The following is a 24,184-nucleotide window of genomic DNA, read 5'->3' as shown; positions in this document are numbered from 1 at the left end:
GACAGCGCCGCATTGATGACAGTTGGTTTCCACTAGGCTAGCAACGTAACAGTAGCGGTACTGGCGGCGCAAGTTGAAGACTATTTGGCGCGCCTCTACATTGTCTCCCGGTTGCGGACCTGCACATAAACCAGCGCGAACTCGGTGCCCGTCCCTTTAGGTTTTACAGAGACGATGCGCTGACGGTCCGGCACCCCCACCGCCAGATCGAGTTTTCCAGGCTGTTCACGGCCGGAGTCGGAACAGGCAAGCTCCTTCTGATCGTGGCGGTGATTTTCTTTGACCCCTTTGGGGCACTCCAGCACCTTGCCATAGCGCTTCAAATCGTTGCGGTAAAAGTCGATGATCTTCTCCGGAGCATCGTTGGATTGAAATTCCGCCGCCACCACACGCACTCCGAAATTTGCGGACCCGATGTTTACATTCGCTCGATGCGAATCGTCGCCATCAGCTGGCTTGGGTTGCGCCCCGGGATAGAGGCTCAGTCCGGTATCGCTCACGTTGGGTTGCGTTCCGACATGAATGCTTCCGACCACCGTGTCGATGTCGACCTTCTTATCCCCGTCCTGCTTATTTGCGCGGAGCTCGCCCAGGGGACTGTTGATCGTGACCTTCTTTCCGTCCTCTTCCTTGCGGACAGTACAGCCGGCGAGCGTGAAACCCGCAACCAGAACGGCGAGAACGAGCGCTGGCATCGCGCTCTCCGAGAACTTACGGAAGCGTAGCTTTGGCATTGGAAGTTGTCCCTCCTGGCACTACCTGAGCATGCATTATTCCCGCGCCACGCCGTGCGATGTCGGGGATCGTGACCGGCAAGTGCCCGCCAATGGGAATTTCTCCGAACAGCGCCTTTACCGCACTCACCTCTGAAACCGAAGCGCTGGAAAAGGTGCACACGTAGTTCTGTACCTCAGGAAAATCCGCGCCGACATATGGGTTCCCCATGGCGACCACCACCGTGCGCGGTCCCGCCGTTTCCAGGACACGATGCAGCAGATTGCCAGTCGCATCCGCCAGCGAAACGGTATTCTTCAATTCGTTGCCCGCCATCACCGTCTTTCCCGGCGTGGGAATCACATACACAGGAACAATAACGTTTTCGGCTTTGGCAACCGCAGCCAGCACTTCCTGGCTCATCGCCGCGGCGATGCGCGGATCTACGTAGAAGACGGTCGCCTCAGGAATACGCGTGCGCAGCTCGCGTTCGAAGCTGCGGCCGGAGTCCATGCGGAGATCGTCGCTGAAAATGACCGCGACCACCCGGCCCGTCGTTTCCTCTGTCACGGTATACGGATTCCGCTGGAGGTTGGTTCCGGGAAAGGAGGTTCGTTTCAAAGGGAGGACCTGCCCGTCGTCGCGAACCAGAGTGACCGCCGAGTCGGCGATCTTCTGTCCCAGGGCGACATTTTCCGGCCGGTCCACCTGGTGGGCGATCTCGTCGATATCCACCAGCCTGGCGTGATGCAAACCCAGGGATGCCTTTAGCCGTAGGATCTTGAGAACCGAAGCATCGATCTGCGCCTGGGAAATCTCTCCACGTTGCACGGCAGCCAGCACTCCTTTGTAAGCGCCATCCAGGTCCTGGGGGATCAGCAACACGTCGTTGCCTGCCTTCAACGCGGCCACCGCCGCGCCGGCCGAGGAATTTCCGCTGCTGGAGTAGAGCCGCATCAGGCCATTCATGTCCATGGCATCGGTGATCACCACGCCCTTGAAACCGAGTTGCTGCTTGAGCAGTTCAGTAATCACTTTCTCGGAGGTAGTGGCTACCTTGTTGCTGTCAGGTTCAATTGCCGGCACGGTGACGTGAGCCACCATGACCGAGTCCACTCCTGCTTCGATTGCCTTCCTGAAAGGAGGCAATTCCACCGTCTGCAAGCGATGCAGGTCAGCATTTACGCTGGCAACGCCCAGATGCGAGTCGGTGGCTGTGTCGCCGTGTCCGGGAAAATGCTTGGCGGTGGTAAGCATGCCGCCCTCATGCGCGCCCTTGATGTAACGTGAAATCAGTTCGCCCACCTGCTGCGGGTCTTCTCCGAAAGAGCGCGTATTGATGATGGGGTTCAGGGGATTGGAATTCACGTCGGCGATGGGGAAAAAATTCCAATGGATTCCGAGCGCCCGCGCCTCTTGCGCGGTGGCGCGCCCGAAGGCTTCCACGTAATCAGGGTTGCCCGCAGCACCGAAGGCCATGGGATGGGGAAAGACGGGCGTGCCATTGAGCCGCATGGAAACACCACGCTCGAAATCCGCCGCCATGATCAGCGGCAGCTGAGAATCCCGCTGCAGTTGGTTTACCAGCATGGCCATCTCGTAAGGCTCGTTCTTCAGCAGGAATGGCCCATCTACGGGAACGCTCACCGCGAACGAGCCGATGTGGTATTTGCGCATGGTGTTGCGCAGCCTGAGGTAGTCGGGTCCGTCGACATTCATGAACGTGACCCGCGCCCAGATCATGAACAGCTGCCCGACTTTTTCTTCCAGCGTGAGTTTCTTGAGCGTCTTTTCGGCCCACTTCCCGCCCTCACGATCTACCTGAATGGGGGCGGGCTTGAGAAACTTTTCCTTATTGCGGGCGAATCCGCTGGGAGCGGCCAAGGCATAGATCAGGACCAGCGCCCCTGAAAGCTTTAGGAATTTGCGCATGGTCGAAAGATAACAAAAGCAGCGCGCAATTGCAGGATCTGCGGCAGATCACCTCAGGCCGCCAGAGGTCTGCGGTTCCCCTTTGGCGTCATGCTGACCCCTGCGGATTGCATTGCTGAGGGTAGTCTGTTCAAGCGTAGCGGGAGTCCCCAGGTGTCTCATAATGAACTGAGGGGTAAACGTCTGTTTCCCTCAGAGGCTAAAGGCAAGGATTTATGCGGCTTTGGACGGGAAGGCTGAAGCCGCGCCCTTTCAAAACCGATTACCAGATAGCTTATAGCTTCTGATTCTCCGAACTAGTTCAATTCGCCAGATTCGCTTTCCACCAACTTGATCGCCTCTTCTGCGATGGCGGGATCATCGCCAAATCCCCGCAGCCACTGAACCTCAAGCTCGCGGCGGAACCAGGTCATCTGTCGCTTGGCGTAGTTGCGATGTGCTTGAGCTACTGAGGCGAGTGCCACTTCTCGATTCAATTCCCCGCGAAGCACTTGCCCGGCCTGCTTGTAGCCAAGCGAATTCAACACGGGAGAGTTCGGGTATTTCCACATCAAGCGCTGAGTTTCCTCCACCAATCCCGCCTCAAACATGCGCAAAGCACGCCGGTTGATGCGCTCATAAAGAAGCTGGCGATCCGGGTCAAGGCCGATTCGCAGAATTGTGAATCCACGCAGAGGTTCGCGGCCTTCTCCCCAGAGTTCGGTCATGGGCTGGCGGGCCAGGAAGCAAATCTCGAGGGCGCGAACGATTTTCGGGAGATCGTTGGGATGAATACGTTCCGCGGCGCCGCGGTCAAATCGCGTCAGCATCCGATGCAAATACGCAGAGCCTCTGGCTGCGGCGATAGCTCGTAACCGTTCGCGAAGTTCTTCTGACCGCTGCGGTCCGGCGAAGAGCCCGTCCAGCAGAGCTCGCAGATAAAAGCCCGTTCCGCCAACGACTAGAGGCAGCTTGGCGCAGTGCTTGAGGTCTTCAACCACCTGGCGTGCGCGGCGCGCGTAGTCGCCAGCAGTCATCACTTCATTGGGAGAGACGATATCCAGCAGGTGATGGGGGACTCGGCGGCGTTCTTCCTGCGACGGTTTGGCCGTCCCAATTTCAAACTCGCGATAGACGGCAACCGAGTCGCAGCTCAAAATCTCTCCGCCAAACCGTTCCGCGAGAATCAGGGACAGGGTTGTCTTTCCGCTCGCGGTAGGACCCAGGAGAGCAACCAGCAGCGGGTCAGCCATCGCTCAGCGAAGACTCCAGGGAATCAGGCGCCCATAGCGAACCAACAGGATCACCAGGATAATCAGTGCGACTAACAGCAGCCCCTGGGCTTCCACCCGGACAACCGGCTGGTGCCAGCGAGATTTCCATGAATATCGCATGCCGAGATCAACTGCGAATGCCGGGTGCAAACTCCTGCAGCGGCGCTCGCCTGATGCTTTAGGTGACTCTCTCTACTACAACCGCGGTGCCATAGGCGAGGACCTCGGTCACACCCTGCATGATTTCAGTAGCGTCATAGCGCATTCCGACCACCGCATTAGCGCCGAGATCGGCCGCATGCTGCAGCATCAACTCAAAGGCGTCATTGCGGGTTTTTTCGCAGAGTTCGGTCAGCAGGGTGATATTGCCGCCGATTAGCGTCTGCAGCCCCGCGCCAATAGTTCCGATCAGCGAACGAGAGCGCACGATGATTCCGCGCACGATTCCCAGATTGCGTGTCACACGGTAGCCATCCAGTTCAAACGCAGTGGTAGTCATGGAATGCTGGATTCTTGTTTGTGTGGCCATCGGTGTCAGAGGAAATTCTCCTAGTCAGTCGGTTCCTGGGGTTGCATCGCTGATGCGAATTGTATTCTCAGGCTGGACGCGGCTCACAGCCATGCAACGGGGCGTAGTGTATCACTGCTCAAAGCGGTTCTTTTACGGCAGGTCGCGCCGGTCGGGGTTGTAGTAGAAATGAAACCGCAGGGCGAGATATTCACCACGAAACTCGGGCGGCAGCGGCGCAAAGGGATTCGAAGCGGTGATGCCGCCCCAGGCGGCGCGATCCAGGGAAACGTCCCCGGAAGTTCCCGCCAGTCTCATTCCGGCAATCTGACCATTTTTGGTGATAGCAAATTCGATAGACACCTTGCCGCGCTTCATAAGCGGGGCACGGGCTTCTTCCGGAATCAGGTTGTACCAGTTCATGCGCACCGCATGCAGCACGCGGGACAAGTAGGGCCCAAAGTCTACGCCCATGGTGTCGCTGAGAATGTCCAGCTGGCTCTGGATGTGGCCCTGAGTGCCGCCAGGGCCAAGGCCGTAATCGCCAGCCACACCCCCTCCCATCCCGCCACGGTTCGCAGCAGCTGCGCGAGTGGCTTCCGCGATCTGAGCTCCGGGAGACAAACCTGCGCTGAAGGCTCCTTTGCTTGACGATCCTCCACTGGGCGGCACTGATAGGCCAGTCAAGGGATTCTGACTGGGCGGCGGAGAAAGCGGCGATTGCGGACCGGGCTGGTTGTGCGCCACTTCTGGTGGCGCCTGCTGTTGCTGCTGGCTGCCCTGTTGCGCACTTGCTTGTTGCTGCGGAAGGGGCGGAGAGGGCGGTGCGGTCACGCCTGGTTGTCCGGGCGCTCCTGGCCGGGAGGAGTCGCGCAGCCGCTGCAGAGTTTTGCGGTCAATCGACGGCGCACGGGAACTCGAAATGCGATCCTTGTCGGAAATGATGTCGGAATCGGGGCGCTTTGGCACCTTCTGAGCATCGGGCGGCAGCTCCAGGAAGGTTAACTCGCGCTGTCGGATCAGATCCTCTGCCGACGCTACCTGCACCGGCCGCAGGCTGGGAAAAATCTTGGTGGTGTTGATCAGGAATATGACCACCAACAGGTGCAGGACGACCGACATCCAGAAGGCTTCACGCAAGCGGGAGCGAGCTAAACCGTCCTGCAGCTTCAGCAGCAGGACCGGCTCGTTCTCCAGGCCGACACCCGGAACATACTCAATCTGTTCCAGTTGTTCCCCGGCTGGGGGTGGAGCCGTCGATGTTTCCGTTGAAGCCATGAATTGCTAGTTAGACGCCAAAGAGAAAAAAGACGCTACGCTGGTTGTCACCGGTGATGTTTGCGCTGGATTTTGCGCAATTACTCATTTTCTCATTATCTTGTGGTCCTCGCATGCTGAAAACGTCACCTTGGGACTAGTAACGACACATCTCCCTGTGCTCTTATACCCGTTTTTCTGGGGCAAGAAACTAGCGATCTCAATGATTTACGCAATTCTTACAGCGGGACCGCGGTCGGGAGTCTGAGGGGCTAAGAATGGCAGAGATGAGGCTAGGATTCCTCAACCGGGGCGGTTTCAAGGTAAATGAAGCCGAACTGAATTAGCCCGTTGATATCGCCCTCCTGAGCCATGCGGAATATTGCCTCGAGCAGGTTATCTGCCTCTTCCTGAGACATGCTTTTTGTGGCTGCCCAGAATTTTCCCGGATTGATACGAACTCGGTAGTTTGTCGTAGGAGTGTTCATGGCTAGTCAGATGTCGCTCGCTTGCCCACGCCCTTCTAGATATGTCGGTACCAAAGCTGCATTCGTGAGGACAGGCAAGGGAGGTTAAACGATTAGTCCCCGATTGCCAAGCCTCCTCCGGTTAGAACCGTTATTCCTGGGACCCAAGTGTCCCTCGCAAAGCCGCCGCCGTGGCTGTTTCCGCTATTTCTTCGACGGCGTAATGTCTGTAACCGGCAGATCCCAGTGGGCCAGCAGAATTTCAAAGCGGCGCTGTTCCTCGCGCTTGTATGTTTCCTGATCCGGCCAAAGCTGTTGGATCACAGATTGCTCGTCAGGGTTGGCCGAGGTGGCGACGGTTGAGTTTTTGAAACGGATGGTGACGCGGTAGTCCCAGCGAGCGTCCTCGGTCATGTGGTAGGCGGGAGTCTCGATCTTCACCGCCAGCATGCGTCCGTTCTCGACTTGTTTTTGCAGCAGCGGGTAATGATTCTTCAGAAACAGCCGCAGAAATTCCTGCTGATGTCCCCATTGCACCTTGTAGTAGTACTCCATGGTGTAGGGCTGGTCCACGGCAGCCTGTGGCGGCGCACCTTGCGACATTGCCGGCAACGCTGAGAGCAGCAGGGCAAGCAGAATTTTGCTCACAAGTCCTCCATGTGGGTGTCAATTCTAAAATTTCGTGAGGCGGGCGAAGCTGCAAGGAAAAGTTGTCCGCAGGCGGGATTAGCGTCGGGGCTGAAACCGCCATAGGAAACAGAATACCGCAGGTCCAAAAGCATAAATGCTTCGCCGGCGATGCGGGCTCAGCACAACCCCCCGCGGAGAACTGCAGATCCCTCGCTGGCTTTCGCCGACTCGTGATGACAATGTTTGTCAGGGTTGTAAGGGCAGAAATTGGAGGCGCGGGTGAGAATCGAACTCACGCATAAAGGTTTTGCAGACCTCTCCCTTACCACTTGGGTACCGCGCCTTCGACTTTGGAAGGAAACCCGGAAACCCGCGACAGGCGGGCTCAGCCGTTCATGAACTGGAGCGGGAGACGGGATTTGAACCCGCGACTTCGACCTTGGCAAGGTCGCACTCTACCGCTGAGTTACTCCCGCTCGGCGAAGTCGATTATAACGAGGGCGAAAAAGGGGGTCAAACGAGTGGCAGTGAAGCTGAGTGGTGCATGACCATTTAGGGCAGGGTTGAAGCGAAGCGCTTTCAAAGCCGCTGTCGAGGCTGCGCTTCGACTTGAACGGACGAGACGTCCGTTCCCACGTATTCAACATAGGAAACGCAAGTGCAGGCTGGCTTGCATTACGTCAGGCTGGTCTCAGCTTGCCTTTCTCGAGCACGAACTGGTCGCCGCGCCAAGCCACGGTATGACCGGTGAAGCTTGCAATCCACACCAGCAGAGCCCCCAAATCGCGCAATGGAATCAGCGGGAAATCGCGCCAAAGTTGCCGATCGCGCAGCACGCCCAGTCCAACCACTGCCGCCACGGTCAGACGCATTCCGAGAACAAGTACGAGCACGCCCCAGGCCCACCAGGAGAATTTGGAAATCACCAGCGCCAGCAGCGCCCAGGGCAAGCCGAAGGTCAATATCATTCCCGCATAGCCCCAGCGGCGTGAATCCCGTGTGCCCCGCGCCCAGCGCATCTGATGCTGGATATAGCCGGCGACTGAATAATCCGGGAGGTAGTGATCGACGATCTCGTCAGAGAGCACGACCTTGTATCCAGCCTGGGCAATGCGAGCGCCGAGTTCGAAGTCATCAGAGAGATAATCCACGAGCGGTTCAAATCCCCCGATTGCCTCGAGAGCCTTGCGTGGAAAGGCCAGGGTCGATCCCAGGCCGAAGCGTATTCCTTCCAGGGTGCGCGCAGCCAGTACGCCAGCACAGAAATCAGTACTGATGCCCAGACTCTCCAAGCGGGAACCTAGAGTCTTGCCGGCGATTCCGCGATACATGCAAGTGACCATTCCCACCGCGGGATCTGCCAGTGGCGCCATCACACGGTTGAGATAATTGCGATCTAGCCGGATATCGCTGTCGTTCACGATCAAGTGATCGTAACGCGCGTACGCAAGCATCTGCACCAGGTTGCTGACCTTGAGATTGGTTCCCAGGATCTGCGGACAAACCACCAACTTAATGGCGCGCTCGGGAAATTCGGTCATGAGCCGTTGCACGAGAATTGCTGCGAGATCGTGGGGATCGCTTACGCCAAAGATGACTTCATATTGGGGATAGTCCTGCAGGCAATGACTGCGGAAGCTCTGATAAATGTCGGGATCAGTACCGCGGAGGGGCTTGAGAATTGAAACCGGCGGCTGAGAATGGCCTTCGTCTTTGGCCAGCGATCGTCTCAAGCGCCAATACCGCCGAAATGAAAGGGCACTGCCGACACACAGCAGATAGTAACCGGCGCCTGCGAGTGCGCCCAGTACGGACGCCACCTCCAGAAATTTAAGCAGGTGATGGATCATGCAGCGCGCAACGATTCTGAATTTGCCGTGTGGATCCGGCAGGCCGCCCCTAGCGTTGGTCGGGAGGAGCCTAACTTACCAGAAAGCCGCAATTGTCCTCCTTTGAAAATATTCTGTCGAGGTCTGGGGGCTATTCGTATCGCAGCGCCTCGATAGGATCGAGGTTAGCCGCTTTCCACGCGGGATAAATCCCGAACAGCAGCCCAGTGGCGCAGGAAATAGTGAATCCGGTCACACTCCAGAAGGCGGACATGGTAGCCGGCAGCGATGACCAGATAAACCGCACCATGTAGGTGAGGATTCCTCCTACTAAGATTCCTATGATGCCGCCAAGAGCGGTTAAAGTTACCGCTTCCAGCGTGAATTGCAAGAGGATGTCCCGCTTGCGTGCGCCAATGGCTTTGCGCACGCCGATTTCACGGGTGCGCTCGGTCACCGAGACCAACATGATGTTCATCACTCCTACGCCGCCCACGATCAGCCCCACGCTGGAGACCGCAAACATAAAGATGAAGACCGCGCCCGTGATCTGGTTCCAAACATCGGAGAGCGAATCCTGGGTGAAGATAGCGAAATTGTCCGGTGCGCTGGGAGCGACTCGACGACGGCGCCGCAGCAGCTCGCGCATCTCGTCCATCGCCTTCGGCATGTCCTCGTGCGATGTGGCCTTCACAGTGATCCAGTGATCCTTGAGCTCCGGGTGAAGCTTGCGGAAGGTACTCAGCGGAAAACGCACGATGTTGTCTTCTGGATTCTTGCCTCCGGAGAAAGCGCTCTTGACGGGATCCATGACGCCGATGACGCGAAACAGCTGTCCTTCAATATTGATCTCTTTGCCGATCACCAGCTCGTTCTCAAACAGCGTTTCCGCAGTGTCAGCACCCAAAATGATCACGGCAGCGTGCTGCTGGTCGTCGGTGTCATCAAACCATCGCCCCTGGGCAATCTTCAAGTCATAAACATCACGTGCGCTAGAAGTGTCTCCTTCCAGGATGACGTTCTTGGCTTTGCGTCCGTTGTACTTCACCACGTAAGTGCCGGCGCCGAACTCAGGCATGAAGTAACGCACGCCTGCGGTCACCGCCTTCACGTGGGGAAGATCCTTCATGGCCATGGCATCTTCGCCGGAAAGCTCGCGGCGCTTGCGCATCTCTTCGCTGGGGCGTGTGAAGGTGAAGGGTTCAATGTGATAGGCCATGATCAGGTTCGAACCCATGTCGGCGATAGCCTGCGTGACGTTGGAATTCAGGCCGCGGACCACGGAAGAAATGGCAATCACCACCGCTACACCGATCACCACACCAAGGATGGTAAGCGCCGAGCGCATCTTGTTCTTGACGATCGTGGTCAGCGCCATGCGCACGATCTCGCCGTAGTCGCGTCGCTGAATCATTCTCTATATCTCAAACCGCAGGGCCACGATGGGATCCAGACGCGCTGCCCGCCGCGCGGGATAGACTCCGAAGAAGACGCCCACACTGGCGGAAACCAGCAGTCCGGCGGCAATCGCCCACAACTTGATGCTGGACGGCATACCTACCAGGGCGGTGATAGCCTTTGCTATTCCGATCCCGAACAGCACTCCAAACACGCCGCCCACCAGCGCCATGGTGCTCGATTCGATCAGGAACTGCCGCAGGACATCGCTCCTCCGCGCACCCATGGCCTTGCGGATTCCAATTTCACGTGTGCGCTCGGTCACCGAGACCAGCATGATGTTCATGATCACGATGCCGCCCACGATCAGCGAAATTCCCGCAATCGCAATCATGGCGATGAAGAAGCTGCTGCTGATGCTCGACCAGATCCCAAGAAAGCTGGCATTGGTCTCGATCACGAAGCTGTCGGGCTGGCCTGGTGGATCGTGGCGCCGGGCGCGCAACACGGCGCGAGCTTCGTCCATCGCAGTCTCCAGTTGTGAGCCTACAGCCGCGGCCTTACCCGAGATGCGTATGCTGGTGTGCGAGCCGTACTGCTTAAAATATGTCGTGATGGGAATCATTACGTAATTGTCGCGGCTCTGGCCCAGCGTTTTGCCTTCCTTCTTGCCCAGCCCGATTACGCGATAGAGCTGGCCGTCAATGCGAATCTCTTTTCCGACGGGATCCCGCCCGGGCATGAGCTTATCCAGGATGTCGTAGCCGATGATGGCTACCTGCGAATCGTTGCGCAGGTCAGCGTCGTTGATCGCGCGTCCCTCCACCAGTTCGAGGTCGTAAATCACCGTCATCGTCGGGGTGAAGCCACGTACCCAGGTATCACTGCTGGATTGATCACCATAATTGACGTGGCCGTTCTGATTGAAGGTGGAAGCGCCCACGTAGGTGCAGGATTTGCAGGCCTCGCGCACCGCCTCGAAGTCCTCGAGTTTCAGGTCCTTGCGTCTTTGCCCTTCCAGCAACTGATCGATATTGGTGATGACGGGAGACATCTTGCTGACAATGAAGACGTCCGCACCCAAGCGGAATATCTTCTCCGCCACGTAGCCGTTGATCCCATTCACAAAGGTCACCACGGCGATGACCGCGGACACCCCGATCACCACGCCCAACAGCGTCAGGATGGAGCGCAGCTTGTTAGCCCAAAGCGAGAGCAGGGCAATGCGGATGGCTTCGACGTTATGCATGATGGTGCGTGAGAAAGCCCTAAACGAAAGTCTAGCAGACCGGGCACTCACGGATTGCCGCTGCAAGATCGGCTCTGACCTGTATTTACGGTATTTGTCCCACGGTGGTTCCGGGCATTCAACATTCAAAAGCACTCTCATAATGAACCGAGGGGTAACGTTTGTTTCCCTCAGGGGCTAAAGCCCAGGATTTATGCGGCTCTGGACGGCGCGAAGCCGCGTCCTTTCAAAACCGATTTATGAGATAGCTTCTCAGTGGTCCGCGCGGTCTCGGGAGGCAGAGCACCCCAGACTCGCTGAATGCCCCCCGCCAAAACAGCATTCCAACTCCGTCCCCAACGCATCTATAATGAAGAGGTTGGCAGCCGGATCGGGCGGTCGCTTGCCTGCAACTAAGGGTGCGGGTGGAGAGGAAAGTCCGAACTCCGAAGAGCAGTGTGCCGGATAACGTCCGGGAGGTCAGGTTCAAGCCTGATCGACGGAAAGTGCCACAGAAAACATACCGCCCCGCTGTCGTTGTAGTCTTACGCATGCTTGGCCCGAGAGTGGAGATTGGCTGCACGGAGGGCGTGCCAGAGACTAGAACGACAGCGGGGTAAGGGTGAAAAGGTGCGGTAAGAGCGCACCGCCGGGCGGGCCGGGCGCGAGCCTGAGTTCGCCGTCATGGACGACCAGCAATGGTCCGGGCAGGGCAAACCCCACACGGAGCAAGACCAAATAGGGAACGAGTCCGGCAGCAATGCCGGCGCGTGCTGGCTCGGTGCGCTCCCCTTCGGGGCTCCACTGCGGCGCAAGCTGCAGCGGATGGAAGTTTCGGGTAGGTCGCTAGAGCGGCGCAGCAATGCGCCGCCCAGAGGAATGACCGTCCCGCTGGGCAACCGGCGGACAGAATTCGGCTTACAGGTCCGGCTGCCACGTCATTTTCCTTGCAACGACTTGCACAATCCAAAATTTGATTGTGACGCCGGTGTGACGCACTCCGCTCGCTCAGCAGAAAGATGATCTTCGGTCGCCATGTTCTCTGTGCGAAATGCTGCAATCATCGAGACATTGGTACGTTGCACAAGAAGCGCAAATACAGAGCGGACAACTTCCGAGTAGCCGACAACCCCCGCTCAGGGCTCGGCTTGAGGCGTGAAAACGGCTGCGTTGCGGCGCACGAATTCGGCGGCCGAAATCGGCGCGCGGCCAACTAGCCGCTGGAAGGCATCGGTCATGCGGTCGTAGCGGTTGTCGCGATTCAGTTGGCCCATGGTTATCAGGTGTGCGATCAAATGCTCCGGCATCCGAGCCTCCCTTAGCTTGGCTTCCCAGATTTCTGGCGGCACGTTGACGTATTGGATGGTGCGGCCTAGAACGCCACTGAATTCCTGCGCGTATTGGGCCATGGTCAGTGATTGGAGACCTGTCAGATCATAGACCTTGCCGATATGCGGGGCTGGGTTTGCCAGCACAGCAGCGGCGGCAGCCCCCACGTCGGTCCCGGCGATAAGCGAGGTCTTGCCGTCGGCGAACGGCAGGCGGATGGAGTTATCCTCGCGGATGCCCTTGGCCGCCTGGATCAGGAACATGCCGTCGAAGAACGCGGTCGGACGCAGGTAGACCACCGGCAGACCGGACCAGCGCAACATTTGCTGTGCGAGCCACTCCTGCTTCTGTTGTGGGCTGCTGGTGGTCTCTGTCTCGCTCATCTGCGACAGTGTCATCTGCGCGAGGCTGACGAACGCCTTCACCCCTAAGCTTTTGGCCGTGATCGCGACGTTGGTGGCCGCTTCCAGGAAATTGGACGAAACCGACATCGTGAAATACACGACAGAGCAGCCTTGCATAGCCGCGCGCACAGCGAGGATGTCGAGCATGTTGGCGACCACGACTTCGGCGCCCATGTCACGCAGCGCGTCGGCACGCTCGTCCAGCTTGCGCACCATGGCGCGTACGCGATGGCCTTGTTTCAGCAGGATGGCGATGGCCGTGCGCGCGGTCGAGCCCACGCTGCCAGCGGCGCCGGTGACCAGGATGGTTTCTTGGGACATGATTTTCTCCCTATGAACCAACAAAATGAATAAATGAACAGTATCGGTGTCAACTCGATTTTGTTACTCGATGATGGAACCGGTCTATTGGACGATAGTGTCGGTCAACTCCGAACGCGAGCAGATATGCTGCTGCCCGCTGACCCGCGTCCAACAAAGTTTCGAAACCACCGTGGGGGAAGGACTCCGCTCCTGCGGGCGCTGTGTTCATAAATGCGTAACCCCGGTCAAGAACGCAGTCGGGAGCCAGAGCAGAAGAAAGTGACGGGCGGATTCCAAGGTAGCGACACGCTCCCACAAAGTTTTTCTTAGATGTCCAGAATGGATAGGGCCAAATATGTGTCTGGTTCCATCAGTGGTTCCGCTTTCGCATGAACCGTGGAGAACGCGGCGAGGCACGCATGACAATCGGTTAATCTAAACGAACATCCGGGATTTTGGTTTAAGCATCTACAAGGCAAGGACTTCGGGCTGGTTTTCGGGCTAGATAGCCTATATATCGGAGAGGCCGGATCCTGACCTATGGCTCATCTGTTTGGTCCGCTCACGGTTCGAGACATTACATTTGCGAACCGCGTGTTCGTGTCGCCGATGTGCCAGTACTCCAGCGGCGACGGATACGCGAATGATTGGCATTTCGTACATCTGGGCAGCCGCGCTGTGGGCGGCGCTGGACTGGTACTTACGGAAGCTACCGCGGTTCTTCCCGAGGGCCGAATCAGTCCACAGGACCTCGGCCTCTGGAAAGATGATCACATTGAGCCTCTGGCGCGAATCGTCCGCTTTATTCATGAGCAAGGCAGCGTCGCTGGAACGCAGTTGGCGCATGCCGGTCGCAAAGCCAGCACTTATCGGCCGTGGGATGGACACGGAACCGTGCCAGAAAGTGATGGGGGGTGGACCAATGTCGTGGCTCCCAGCATGTTGGCCTTTGCAGATCACTATCCGAGGCCGCAAGCGCTCTCAACTGATGGCATTCAAGGCATCGTTTCTGCATTCGCCTCCGCGGCGCGTCGCGCCTGCGAAGCAGGCTTCCGGGTGATTGAGATTCACGCTGCTCATGGGTACCTGATTCATCAGTTTCTGTCACCCCTGAGCAATCAAAGAACAGATGTGTATGGAGGCTCGTTTGAAAATCGCAGTCGAATCCTGCGGGAGATACTTGGGGCTGTTCGAGGTTCGTGGCCAGAGCAAGCACCACTCTTCGTGCGCATTTCGGCGACGGATTGGATTGATGGCGGTTGGGATATTGAACAGTCCGTTGAACTCGCCCGCCAACTCAAAGGATTTGGGGTGGACATCGTCGATTGCTCCTCGGGCGGCAATGTGCCGCATGCAACCATCCCCGTCGGTCCGGGCTATCAGACGTCTTTCGCGGAGCAGATCCGCCGCCAAGCCAACATCCTGACTGCCACTGTGGGGATGATTACCTCTCCCGTTCAGGCCGAGCACATACTGGTCAGCGGACAGGCGGACGCGGTCATCATGGCGCGCGAATTTCTGCGAGACCCGTATTGGCCATTGCGTGCAGCCCGCGAGCTAAGGCAGCCTATTTCGTGGCCAGTTCAATATCTGAGAGCGGCCCCGGAAGGGTCGCAGGGCCGCGTCGCGACGGACCTCAAGGATATGGAATCGTGCTTCGAGGAACAACACGCGATTCCTAAGCGCTGACGGTCACTATCGTAAGCCAGGCTAGTGATGTGAACTACAGGATGGTCTCCGCTGCTCTATGAGATATCGCCTGACGTGTCAGTGAACTCGGCGGGGGCACGGAAAGCGAGAGGAAATGCAAGTTCTGATGACCCGGCTTACTTACCTCTCGCCCTTAACACTTGTTACTTCTTTGCGGTCTCGCCCGCCTTGGCGTACTTACGGCGGAAGCGCTCGACACGGCCGGCGGTGTCCACTAGCTTCTGCTTGCCGGTGAAGAACGGGTGGCAACTGGAACAGATTTCTACGCTGATATCGCCGTGGTGCGTGGACCGGGTCATGAATGTATTTCCGCACGCGCAATGGACGCGCACTTCGTGATAGTTGGGATGAATGGCTGCCTTCATGTTGCTTCTGAACCCTTTCTAGGAACCTCTATTTTACCGGAGGATATTGATGATTGTCATATTCAATCGGTCGCAGCAGCCGAATCATGCTGGGCGCCCTCATGTCTAAGTTCGTCATTCTTACTTCACACTGCTTACTTTCTATCCTTCTTCCCCCACCTTCAACAACGCAAGGAATGCTTCCTGGGGGATGTCCACCCGCCCGATGCGCTTCATGCGCTTTTTGCCTTCCTTCTGCTTCTCCAGAAGCTTGCGCTTGCGGGTGATGTCGCCGCCGTAGCATTTGGCCAGCACGTTCTTGCGCATAGCCGGGACGGTTTCGCGGGCAATGACTTTGGCGCCAATTGCCGCCTGGATGGCGACCTCGAACATCTGCCGCGGGATCAGCTCTTTCATCTTGGCGGCCAGGGCGCGGCCGCGCTCGTAGGCGAAATCTCGGTGCACGATCAGCGAGAGCGCGTCTACGGGTTCGCCTGCTACCAGGATGTCCATCTTCACCATGGGGGAATCCCAGAAGCCTGACATGTGGTAGTCGAGCGATGCATATCCGCGCGAGACCGATTTGAGCCGATCGTAAAAGTCCAGCACCACTTCATTCAGCGGAAGTTCGTAATTCAGCATCACGCGCGTTGAGCTGACGTATTCAAAGCTCTTCTGCTTGCCGCGTTTCTCCTCGACCAATTTCAGAATTCCACCGACATATTCTTCGTTGGTGAGGATTGTGGCCATAATTACCGGCTCTTCGATCTTGGCAATCTCTCCCTGTAACGGCCACTTCGAGGGATTGTCGATCTCCACCATCTCACCGTCAGTCTTGGTGATCTTGTAGCGCACGCTGGGAGCGGTGGTGATGAGGTCGAGTTTGTATTCGCGCTCCAGGCGCTCCTGGATGATCTCCATGTGGAGCAGGCCCAAGAAGCCACAGCGGAAACCGAATCCCAGCGCGGCCGAGCTTTCGGGCTCGAAGAAAAATGAAGAGTCGTTCAGCCGCAGCTTCTCCAAAGCCTCGCGCAGGATGGTGTGCTCATGCGCGTCCACGGTGTAGAGCCCGGCGAAGACCATGGGCTTAATGTCCTCAAAGCCGGGCAGGGGCTCGATGGCGGGTCGGTCATCATCGGTGATGGTGTCGCCGATCTTGGTATCAGCAACGTTTTTGATATTTGCCACCAGAAAACCAACTTCGCCGGCAACTAATTCGTCGACAGGAACAGGCTTGGGGGTCAGCACGCCCAGTGTTTCCACTTCGAATACCTTTCCGTTCGACCACAGCCTTATCTTCTGCCGCAGGCGCAGTGTGCCCTGGAAGACGCGGGTCAGCACGATTACGCCGCGGTAAGAATCGAACCAGGAATCGAAGATCAACGCCTGCAGGTGCGCCTCGGGCGATCCCTTGGGCGGCGGAATCCGCTTGACGATGGCCTCCAGCACTCCTGGCACACCCTGGCCGGTCTTTGCGCTGATGAGCATGGCCTGACTGGCGTCCAGTCCCACCGCGCCTTCAATCATCTCTTTGGTGCGCTCAATGTCAGCGCTAGGGAGATCGATCTTGTTAATGACGGGAATGATCTCGAGGCCATGATTGATCGCCAAGTATGCGTTCGCGAGGGTCTGCGCCTCCACACCTTGCGAGGCGTCCACGACGAGCAGGGCGCCCTCGCAGGAAGCCAGGGAGCGGGAAACTTCGTAGGAGAAATCGACGTGGCCTGGAGTATCGATCAGATTGAGCTGGTAGGCCTGACCATCGTGAGTGGTGTAATTCATGCGCACACAGTGAGCTTTGATGGTGATGCCGCGCTCGCGCTCGAGGTCCATCGCATCCAGCACCTGCTCCTGCATTTCGCGCGCCGAAAGCGCTCCGGTCAGCTCGAGTAGCCGGTCGGAGAGGGTGCTCTTCCCATGATCGATATGGGCGATAATCGCGAAATTCCTGATAAAAGCGCGGTCCATTGGCGGTAGTTCGATTCTAGCAGGTGGAAATACAGGACCGCTGCAGGGCTCGCCTGATCCCAAGAAGCCCTGTTTGAGATCCGGAACGGCAATTGCTGCGCTCCCAAATGTTCACACTGCCGAATGCATAATCGCGAGCCGTAACCCCGGGTGAGGCGCGCCAGATGTAGTAAATTAACAGCATATGCCCCAGGAAAAGGTCCTGATAGTGGACGACGAAAAGCTCGTCCGCTGGTCCCTGCGGCAGAAGTGCCAGGAGTGGGGATATCAGGTGGTGGAAGCGGCGGATGGCGCCTCGGGCATCCGCACCGCGCACACAGAACTGCCCGATTTGGTTCTGCTCGACGTGCGTCTGCCCGATATCAGCGGCCTGGAGGTTCTGCAGGACCTGTCGAAGAACAAAGTCGCGCGCGCGGTCATCATGATCACCGCTGATCCCCAGTTAGACGACGTAAAAGCCGCGCTCAAGCTGGGTGCTTTCGATTTTGTAGGCAAGCCGCTGGACTTCGATGAACTCGCCGTAACGGTAAAGAACGCGATAGAGAACACCCGCCTGAAGACCGAGGTGGAATCGCTGCGGGGCGAGATGAGGCGGCGCACCGGCTATCACGAGGTGGTCGCTGAGTCGCGCAAGATGAAGGAGGTGCTGAATTTCGTTCGCAAGGTGGCGGGCAGCGAAGCCAGCACCATTCTGATCCAAGGCGAGAGCGGCACGGGCAAAGACCTGATCGCCAAGAACATCCATTACGGCAGTTCGCGGCAGGAAAAACCTTTCGTGGCAGTGAACTGTTCTGCTATTCCCGAAACCCTCATGGAAGCCGAACTTTTCGGTCATGAGCGCGGGGCTTTCACCGACGCCAAAGCGATGAAGAAGGGCCTGTTCGAGGTGGCCGATGGCGGGACGTTGTTTCTGGACGAAATCGGAGAACTGTCGCCCTTGCTGCAGGCCAAGCTATTGCGAGTTCTCGAGGATCAGGTGATCCGCCGCGTGGGCGGAGTGCGAGACATGCAGGTGGATGTGCGTGTGATCGCAGCATCCAATCGCGACCTCGAGCGTGCGGTACGCGAGGGGACCTTCCGCCAGGATCTTTACTATCGCTTAGCAATAATCTCCATTTTCCTTCCGCCCTTGCGTGAACGGCGAGAAGATATTCTACCCATGGTGGAATTCTTCCTGGAGCACTACAACCGCAAATTCCGAAAAAATATTCGTGGGCTCACGGAAGACGTACGCAAGCTGCTCATGAATCACGAGTGGCCGGGCAATGTGCGTGAACTGAAGAATGCGATCGAGCGCGCGATGATTCTGGAAGAGGAGGAATTCCTCCGGCCTACGTACATGCCATTCGCCGTGGGCCACGCCCGCAGCGGGTTGACGGCATTCGAGCACGTCTCCGGGGGCTCCGATGATGGCGCGCAACTGGCCGACGGGCGCAGCCTGCCACCCCTGGCCATTCCTGAAGGAGGGACGTCCCTGGAAGGTGTCGAACGCGCGCTGGTGGAGATGGCCATGCGCCAGGCCAACGGCAACCAAACCCATGCCGCCAAGCTGCTCGACATCAGCCGCGATGCGTTGCGCTACAAGTTGAAGAAGTATGGCTTGATGCGCGCTGAGGAAGAGGACGCGAGCGAATCGGCAGAAAAGCTGGGCTAGAACCGAATTGGTACTCTCGCTAGTTGCGGACTGCGGCCCTCACGCTAACCCGAACTACCTTCGAGCCATCTCCTTCCGCCCCAAAGCTGAGGTCCACTTCGCAGAGGGATGAGATCACCGCATCCGCTTCTCGCAGATCGGCGGCTGGATATGTGCCTGCCACTGCGATTACCTTCGCCCCGGCTAACTTCGCCGCTCGGATGCCGCTTTGCGCGTCTTCGAAGACCAGGCATTTGCTGGGCGGAAGGCCGAGCAAGGCAGCCCCTTTCAGGTAGGGTTCCGGATTAGGTTTGCCATTGGTGACGTCGTCGGCCGTAACCAGTTTCTCCGGCGCCGGCAGGCCGACACTGCGCAGGCGCGCTGTTGCCAGCGCGCGGGAGCCGGAGGTGACAATCGCCCACCGATCTCGAGGCAACCGCGCGATCAGTTCAGCGGAACATTCTTTTCGCGTCAGCCCCGCGGTGTCCTCCACCTCACCTTTTTCGACGGTTGAAGCTTCATAGGCAGCGTCCAACTCCGGCATCAGCAGGCGCACGGTTTCAATCGTGCGGTGGCCGTGAGCCGCGTGGATGACGTGTTCTGGATCAAGCCGGTGACGCGCTGCCCAGATACGCCATTGGCGCTCTACGGCAGCGATGGAATCCACCAGGACGCCATCCAGATCAAAGAGGACACCAGAGCAGGAGAAGCCGATCACAGGCTGATTGTAACAACCGTCCTTACCCCAGTTTGGGGAGGTGAGGTAATCTAACAGCTAGAAATAAGGCAGTTATTGGATGACAAAATTGGGGCTTACCGTCCGTGTGAACCGGTAATTTTGTGTCTAAGGACGATATGGTAGGGCGTTGCCAAATCCGGCGCGGCCTGATCCTTCCTGTCATGATGTGGACTGCCCTTCTTAGTACCTCCTGCTCCAAGCCGGTGCAGAGTGCCAGTCCGGGCCCGCCTGCGTTTAAGGTCAAGGTTCTGACAGCTGAACTGCAGCGGGTGGACGATTTCATCGAGTACATTTCGACGTTGAAGTCGCGCCATGCCACGATTTTGCAGCCGCAGGTGGAAGGCTATATCACGCGCATCTTCGTGAAGTCCGGAGATCAGGTGCGGCCTGGCGAAGCGCTGATGGAAATTGATCCTGCCAAGCAGCAGGCGACCGTACACTCGCAGGAGGCCACCCGGCAATCGAAAATGGCAACGCTGGAATGGACCCGGCGTGAGCTGGAACGACGCAAGGCGTTGTGGGCGGCGGGGGTGATCAGCAAACAAGACCTGGACCAGGCGCAGAGCGCCTACGACGCTTCCAAGGCCGATGTCGATTCACTCGCGGCTTCCGTACGTGAGCAGCAAGTTCAACTGCATTACTTCACGGTTAAGGCTCCAACAGAAGGCATTGTGGGCGATATCCCGGTGCGAGTCGGAGACCGCGTCACTAACACCACGACGCTGACGACGCTCGATCAGGAAGGGCAGCTGGAAGCTTACATTTCGGTTCCGGCAGAGAAGTCCGCGCAAGTGCGGATGGGGATGCCAGTAGTGGTCGTGGGTGACGATGGCAAGCCCGTGGCTCGTGCTGCTGTGACATTTGTCTCGCCACGCGTGGATCCGCAGAATCAACTGCTTCTGGTTAAAGCCATCATTCCCAATCAGCAACATCTGCTTCGCAATGACCAGGTGATACGCGTGCGCGTGATCTGGCGAGAAGTGGAACGTCCGCTGATTCCGGTAACCTCGGTGGCGCGGGTCAGCGGCCGGACTTTTGCTTTTGTTGCTGAAAAAACTGCCAAGGGAATGGTCGCCAAACAGCGGTCGGTCAAGCTCGGCGAGTTTGTGGGCAACGACTACTCGGTATTGGACGGAATCAAAGCTGGCGACAAGGTCATTGTTACGGGCGTCCAAGTGTTGAACGACGGAATGCTAGTAGCGCCAGAGTCCTGAGAAGTCTGAGGACTTTCGATGGTTGACTTTTTTATCCGGCGACCCGTCTTTGCAACGGTCTGTTCATTGCTGATCATTCTCGCCGGCGCTATCTCAGTTCCTACCCTGCCGATTGCGCAGTTTCCCACGCTGGCGCCTCCGCAGGTCACAGTCTCAGCCTTCTATACCGGGGCTAACTCGCAGGCAGTGGAAAGCAGCGTGACCACGCTGCTGGAGCAGGCCATCAATGGTGCGGAGGGCATGCGCTATATCAGTTCCAATAGCGGCAATGATGGCTCCAGTTCGATTACCGCCACTTTTGCTCTTGACCGCAGCCTCGATATCGCTGCCGTGGATGTGCAGAACCGCGCCTCCACCGTACTCGGCCGGCTTCCGACGGAAGTTCAGACCACCGGTGTGACTATCAACAAGAATTCCGGCAGCTTCGTATTGGCCGCAGGGGTCTATGCGGAAGAAGGGCGCTATGACCCTGAATTCATCAGTAATTATCTCGATGTGTATGTGAAAGATGCACTGAAGCGCGTGCGAGGTGTGGGCGACGTTGTAATTTTCGGCGAACGCAAGTATTCCATGCGGTTGTGGCTCGACCCAGTGCGGCTGGCGAAGCGGAACCTGACTGCTTCCGATGTCGTCGCGGCTCTGCAGGAGCAGAATGTTCAGGTAGCAGCGGGGGAAGTGGGTCAACCACCTGCTCCCGATGGGCAGGAGTTTCAGATCAGCGTGCGCGCGGTGGGACGTCTGACTGACCCCTTGGAATTCGAGGCGATCGTTCTGAAGCGCGCGCCGGATGGATCCTTAATCCAGTTGCGCGATGTAGGCCGCGCCGAGTTGGGTGCGGAAAGCTACGCCTCCAATCTTTCCTTCAATGGATACCATGCGCTGGGGCTGGGAGTGCTGCAACTTTCCAATGCCAATGCGCTCGACGTGGACAAAGGCGTGCGTGCTGAATTGCAGCGTCTGTCGAAGACTTTTCCTCCGGGCCTGAAATATCAGATCGCATTTGATACTACGACGGCGGTTGGCGAATCGATTCGCGAAGTGCTCAAGACGCTGACCGAGGCGATTCTCATCGTTATAGCGGTGATTTTTCTGTTCCTGCAAAGCTGGCGCAGCACCCTGATTCCGGCGATCACCATCCCGGTCTCGCTGGTGGGGACCTTCGCATTCATCAAGCTCTTCGGTTTCTCTATCAATACTCTCACGCTGTTCGGGATTACCCTGGCGACGGGACTGGTCGTCGATGATGCCATCGTGGTCATCGAAAACGTAGAGCGCCACATTGAAGAAGGCATACGCGACGCGCGGAGAGCTTCCGAGGTTGCGATGGCGGAGGTGACCAGCGCTGTGGTGGCAACTTCGCTGGTACTGATTGCGGTATTCGTACCGGTATCGCTGTTTCCCGGTACCACCGGGCGCCTGTATCAGCAGTTCGCGATGACCATTGCGTTTTCCATTGCGCTGTCGGCGTTCAATGCGCTGACGCTCACTCCAGCGCTGTCGGCGCTGCTGCTGCGGCATGGCGAGCGTAAGAACGTGATTTTCCGCGGTATTAACACCCTGATCCTGCAGGGCACCCGGGGATACACCATCCTGCTGCGCCGCCTGGAAAACAGGAAACTCGCCGTAATGTTCTTCTTTTTCGCAGGATTAGCAGCGACCTACTGGATCTACAACCGAGTTCCGACTGCCTTCGTGCCGGACGAAGATCAGGGTTACTTCATCGTTGCGGTTCAATCGCCCGCGGGCGCGTCTTTGGATTACACCACGCGCGTTTCCGATAAGGTCAGCCAGATCCTGGGAAGAAATAAGGACATCATCGGCGTGTTTTCCGTTCCCGGCTTTAGCTTTACCGGAAGTGCTCCCAATCGGGCTCTTGTATTTGGTACGTTACGGCCGCTGAATGAGCGACACGGGGACGCCCATGCCGCCAAGGCAGTGCTGGAGTCGGTTCGTGCGCAACTGTCGGAGATCACTGAAGCCGTTGTGGTGCCCTTTCTCCCTCCTCCGATTCAAGGCCTGGGCAACTATGGAGGGTTTCAATTCCAATTGCAGCAGACTGGGTCGGGCGCGCTTGACGATCTCGACCGTGTGCTGAACGACATGATCAAGAAAGGCAATGAGCGTCCTATCTTCGGGCACAGTCTGTTCAGCACCTACACGGCGAAGGATCCGCAGTTTCTGGTAGTGATCGACCGCGCTAAAGCCAAGAGTCTGAACGTCCCGTTCTCGCAGATCACGTCTACCCTGCAGGTGTTCATGGGGTCGCAATACGTGAACGATTTCGATTTCAACAACCGTTCTTACCGGGTGTACGTGCAAGCCGACAGGCAATATCGAGCCCAGCCCCGCGACCTTCGGCAGTTCTATGTACGCTCGCTCGAGGGGCAGATGGTTCCCCTGGATAACCTGGTTTCGGTGAGGGAGACCACAAATCCGTCGATCATCGAACACTACAACCTGTTTCGCACTGCCGAGATCAATGGCAGTGCAGCGCCCGGCTACAGCTCTGGGCAGGCAATTCAGGCCATGGAGCAACTCGCCAAGGAAGTCTTGCCGGTCGGCTATTCCTTTGAGTGGACTGGCCTGTCCCTGGAAGAAATACAGTCGGGCGCGCAGTCTTTCCTGCTGTTCGGCCTGGGATTGCTGGTGGTTTATCTGACGCTCTCGGCTCAATACGAGAGTTTCGTCCTGCCATTCATCATCCTGCTGGCAGTTCCGATGGCGATTCTGGGGGCGTTGGGGGCGCAAGCGATCCGCGGTTTGCAGGACGATGTCTATTGCCAGATCGGTCTGGTGATGCTGATCGGGCTGGCCAGCAAGAATGCAATTCTGATCGTGGAATTCGCTGAGCAGTTGCAGAGGCAGGGCATGGGATTATTCGAAGCAGCGGTGGAAGCCGCCAGGCTGCGTTTACGGCCAATCCTGATGACCTCGGTAGCTTTTATTCTTGGGGTGCTGCCGTTGGTGTTCGCCAAGGGTGCGGGATCGGAAGGCCGCCATTCAGTGGGAACGACAGTGTTTGGAGGGATGATCATCTCAACCCTCTTGAACCTTCTGATCATTCCGATTCTGTATGTGGTGGTCCGCGGATTTTTGCCAGCCGCACGGGGAGTGACAAGGGAGCGGGCAGCCCACGTTGAAACTCCGGCAGACTAGATCCAAGCGACAGAGCATGGGAAAACGCAAGGTCTTTCGACTCGGACGGGGAATATCAATTCGTCCTCGCTCAAGATGACACCGAGAGAATATTTCTGATTGCGGGCCGCTCATGGTGGTTACAACCGGAGGGAGCCTCCAGGCAGGAAGAGGAGGCTCCCTCCGGAT

At 57.7% G+C, this 24,184-nt stretch carries 19 protein-coding genes, 2 tRNA genes and 1 other RNA gene; 5 read left to right on the top strand and 17 right to left on the bottom strand.

What is annotated here, in order from left to right:
- Positions 1 to 95: 95 nt before the first annotated feature.
- The 13 genes from VEG30_01385 to VEG30_01325 form a co-directional block, all read right to left on the bottom strand.
- Positions 96 to 734, bottom strand: a complete 639-nt coding sequence (locus VEG30_01385) for a hypothetical protein (protein ID HXZ78549.1) — start codon at positions 732 to 734, stop codon at positions 96 to 98.
- Positions 712 to 2,646 carry a glycoside hydrolase family 3 protein gene (locus VEG30_01380; protein HXZ78548.1) on the bottom strand — a complete coding sequence of 645 codons (1,935 nt, stop codon included), beginning with the start codon at positions 2,644 to 2,646 and terminating at the stop codon, positions 712 to 714. The genes VEG30_01385 and VEG30_01380 overlap by 23 nt, the downstream gene beginning before the upstream one ends.
- A gap of 296 nt (positions 2,647 to 2,942) precedes the next feature.
- On the bottom strand, positions 2,943 to 3,878 hold the full coding sequence (miaA, locus tag VEG30_01375) for a tRNA (adenosine(37)-N6)-dimethylallyltransferase MiaA (protein HXZ78547.1): 936 nt from the start codon (positions 3,876 to 3,878) through the stop codon (positions 2,943 to 2,945).
- 3 nt (positions 3,879 to 3,881) lie between these two features.
- Complete coding sequence (locus VEG30_01370; GenBank protein HXZ78546.1) at positions 3,882 to 4,019, bottom strand: hypothetical protein; 138 nt, start codon at positions 4,017 to 4,019, stop codon at positions 3,882 to 3,884.
- A 58-nt stretch (positions 4,020 to 4,077) separates the two neighbouring features.
- Positions 4,078 to 4,398: a YbjQ family protein gene (locus VEG30_01365; protein HXZ78545.1), complete on the bottom strand. Its 321-nt coding sequence runs from the start codon at positions 4,396 to 4,398 to the stop codon at positions 4,078 to 4,080.
- Positions 4,399 to 4,560: 162 nt separating this feature from the next.
- A complete protein-coding gene (locus VEG30_01360; protein ID HXZ78544.1) occupies positions 4,561 to 5,685 on the bottom strand; it encodes a TonB family protein in 1,125 nt (374 codons plus the stop codon).
- A 272-nt stretch (positions 5,686 to 5,957) separates the two neighbouring features.
- Positions 5,958 to 6,152, bottom strand: coding sequence for a hypothetical protein (locus VEG30_01355; protein HXZ78543.1), 195 nt, complete (start codon positions 6,150 to 6,152; stop codon positions 5,958 to 5,960).
- A gap of 183 nt (positions 6,153 to 6,335) precedes the next feature.
- Positions 6,336 to 6,779: a hypothetical protein gene (locus VEG30_01350; GenBank protein HXZ78542.1), complete on the bottom strand. Its 444-nt coding sequence runs from the start codon at positions 6,777 to 6,779 to the stop codon at positions 6,336 to 6,338.
- 250 nt (positions 6,780 to 7,029) lie between these two features.
- Positions 7,030 to 7,104, bottom strand: a tRNA-Cys gene (locus VEG30_01345).
- A 58-nt stretch (positions 7,105 to 7,162) separates the two neighbouring features.
- Positions 7,163 to 7,237: transfer RNA gene (locus VEG30_01340), tRNA-Gly, on the bottom strand.
- Between the two features lie 204 nt (positions 7,238 to 7,441).
- A complete protein-coding gene (gene hpnI / locus VEG30_01335; GenBank protein ID HXZ78541.1) occupies positions 7,442 to 8,611 on the bottom strand; it encodes a bacteriohopanetetrol glucosamine biosynthesis glycosyltransferase HpnI in 1,170 nt (389 codons plus the stop codon).
- A gap of 130 nt (positions 8,612 to 8,741) precedes the next feature.
- Entirely contained in the window at positions 8,742 to 10,004 is a 1,263-nt protein-coding gene (locus VEG30_01330; protein HXZ78540.1) for an ABC transporter permease, read from the bottom strand.
- A 3-nt stretch (positions 10,005 to 10,007) separates the two neighbouring features.
- Entirely contained in the window at positions 10,008 to 11,237 is a 1,230-nt protein-coding gene (locus VEG30_01325; protein HXZ78539.1) for an ABC transporter permease, read from the bottom strand.
- A 362-nt stretch (positions 11,238 to 11,599) separates the two neighbouring features.
- Here VEG30_01325 and rnpB point away from each other — a divergent pair.
- Positions 11,600 to 12,153, top strand: an RNA gene (rnpB, locus tag VEG30_01320) — RNase P RNA component class A.
- 199 nt (positions 12,154 to 12,352) lie between these two features.
- On the opposite strand, the gene VEG30_01315 is transcribed toward rnpB, so the two are convergent.
- Positions 12,353 to 13,270 (bottom strand): NmrA family NAD(P)-binding protein, encoded by a 918-nt coding sequence (locus tag VEG30_01315; GenBank protein HXZ78538.1) that lies wholly within the window; start codon positions 13,268 to 13,270, stop codon positions 12,353 to 12,355.
- A gap of 522 nt (positions 13,271 to 13,792) precedes the next feature.
- On the opposite strand from VEG30_01315, the gene VEG30_01310 reads away from it, so the two are divergent.
- Complete coding sequence (locus VEG30_01310; protein ID HXZ78537.1) at positions 13,793 to 14,941, top strand: NADH:flavin oxidoreductase/NADH oxidase; 1,149 nt, start codon at positions 13,793 to 13,795, stop codon at positions 14,939 to 14,941.
- Positions 14,942 to 15,105: 164 nt separating this feature from the next.
- Here VEG30_01310 and rpmE read toward each other — a convergent pair whose 3' ends face one another.
- Together rpmE and lepA are read right to left on the bottom strand one after the other, a co-directional pair.
- Positions 15,106 to 15,327 carry a 50S ribosomal protein L31 gene (rpmE, locus tag VEG30_01305; protein ID HXZ78536.1) on the bottom strand — a complete coding sequence of 74 codons (222 nt, stop codon included), beginning with the start codon at positions 15,325 to 15,327 and terminating at the stop codon, positions 15,106 to 15,108.
- A 141-nt stretch (positions 15,328 to 15,468) separates the two neighbouring features.
- A complete protein-coding gene (gene lepA, locus VEG30_01300) occupies positions 15,469 to 17,274 on the bottom strand; it encodes a translation elongation factor 4 (protein HXZ78535.1) in 1,806 nt (601 codons plus the stop codon).
- A gap of 184 nt (positions 17,275 to 17,458) precedes the next feature.
- Between lepA and VEG30_01295 the strand changes: the two genes are divergently transcribed.
- On the top strand, positions 17,459 to 18,928 hold the full coding sequence (locus VEG30_01295; GenBank protein ID HXZ78534.1) for a sigma-54 dependent transcriptional regulator: 1,470 nt from the start codon (positions 17,459 to 17,461) through the stop codon (positions 18,926 to 18,928).
- 19 nt (positions 18,929 to 18,947) lie between these two features.
- On the opposite strand, the gene VEG30_01290 is transcribed toward VEG30_01295, so the two are convergent.
- Positions 18,948 to 19,625, bottom strand: a complete 678-nt coding sequence (locus VEG30_01290) for an HAD family hydrolase (GenBank protein HXZ78533.1) — start codon at positions 19,623 to 19,625, stop codon at positions 18,948 to 18,950.
- A 182-nt stretch (positions 19,626 to 19,807) separates the two neighbouring features.
- Between VEG30_01290 and VEG30_01285 the strand changes: the two genes are divergently transcribed.
- Complete coding sequence (locus VEG30_01285; GenBank protein ID HXZ78532.1) at positions 19,808 to 20,860, top strand: efflux RND transporter periplasmic adaptor subunit; 1,053 nt, start codon at positions 19,808 to 19,810, stop codon at positions 20,858 to 20,860.
- Between the two features lie 18 nt (positions 20,861 to 20,878).
- Entirely contained in the window at positions 20,879 to 24,016 is a 3,138-nt protein-coding gene (locus VEG30_01280) for a multidrug efflux RND transporter permease subunit (GenBank protein HXZ78531.1), read from the top strand.
- Positions 24,017 to 24,184: the final 168 nt, after the last annotated feature.

It is taken from the genome of Terriglobales bacterium (assembly GCA_035624455.1).
Classification (GTDB): domain Bacteria; phylum Acidobacteriota; class Terriglobia; order Terriglobales; family Acidobacteriaceae; genus DASPRM01.
Note: the sequence above shows the minus strand (reverse complement) of the source record. Positions and strands in the feature narration are given on the sequence as shown.

Excerpts from the sequence above, each read along its gene's own strand:
- VEG30_01315 (HXZ78538.1), bottom strand. The coding sequence starts at position 13,270 with ATGTCCCAAGAAACCATCCTGGTCACCGGCGCCGCTGGCAGCGTGGGC.
- VEG30_01380 (HXZ78548.1), bottom strand. The coding sequence starts at position 2,646 with ATGCGCAAATTCCTAAAGCTTTCAGGGGCGCTGGTCCTGATCTATGCC.
- VEG30_01355 (HXZ78543.1), bottom strand. The coding sequence starts at position 6,152 with ATGAACACTCCTACGACAAACTACCGAGTTCGTATCAATCCGGGAAAA.
- VEG30_01385 (HXZ78549.1), bottom strand. The coding sequence starts at position 734 with ATGCCAAAGCTACGCTTCCGTAAGTTCTCGGAGAGCGCGATGCCAGCG.
- lepA (HXZ78535.1), bottom strand. The coding sequence starts at position 17,274 with ATGGACCGCGCTTTTATCAGGAATTTCGCGATTATCGCCCATATCGAT.
- VEG30_01285 (HXZ78532.1), top strand. The coding sequence starts at position 19,808 with ATGATGTGGACTGCCCTTCTTAGTACCTCCTGCTCCAAGCCGGTGCAG.
- rpmE (HXZ78536.1), bottom strand. The coding sequence starts at position 15,327 with ATGAAGGCAGCCATTCATCCCAACTATCACGAAGTGCGCGTCCATTGC.
- VEG30_01280 (HXZ78531.1), top strand. The coding sequence starts at position 20,879 with ATGGTTGACTTTTTTATCCGGCGACCCGTCTTTGCAACGGTCTGTTCA.
- VEG30_01360 (HXZ78544.1), bottom strand. The coding sequence starts at position 5,685 with ATGGCTTCAACGGAAACATCGACGGCTCCACCCCCAGCCGGGGAACAA.
- VEG30_01370 (HXZ78546.1), bottom strand. The coding sequence starts at position 4,019 with ATGCGATATTCATGGAAATCTCGCTGGCACCAGCCGGTTGTCCGGGTG.
- hpnI (HXZ78541.1), bottom strand. The coding sequence starts at position 8,611 with ATGATCCATCACCTGCTTAAATTTCTGGAGGTGGCGTCCGTACTGGGC.
- VEG30_01310 (HXZ78537.1), top strand. The coding sequence starts at position 13,793 with ATGGCTCATCTGTTTGGTCCGCTCACGGTTCGAGACATTACATTTGCG.
- VEG30_01330 (HXZ78540.1), bottom strand. The coding sequence starts at position 10,004 with ATGATTCAGCGACGCGACTACGGCGAGATCGTGCGCATGGCGCTGACC.
- miaA (HXZ78547.1), bottom strand. The coding sequence starts at position 3,878 with ATGGCTGACCCGCTGCTGGTTGCTCTCCTGGGTCCTACCGCGAGCGGA.
- VEG30_01295 (HXZ78534.1), top strand. The coding sequence starts at position 17,459 with ATGCCCCAGGAAAAGGTCCTGATAGTGGACGACGAAAAGCTCGTCCGC.
- VEG30_01365 (HXZ78545.1), bottom strand. The coding sequence starts at position 4,398 with ATGACTACCACTGCGTTTGAACTGGATGGCTACCGTGTGACACGCAAT.
- VEG30_01325 (HXZ78539.1), bottom strand. The coding sequence starts at position 11,237 with ATGCATAACGTCGAAGCCATCCGCATTGCCCTGCTCTCGCTTTGGGCT.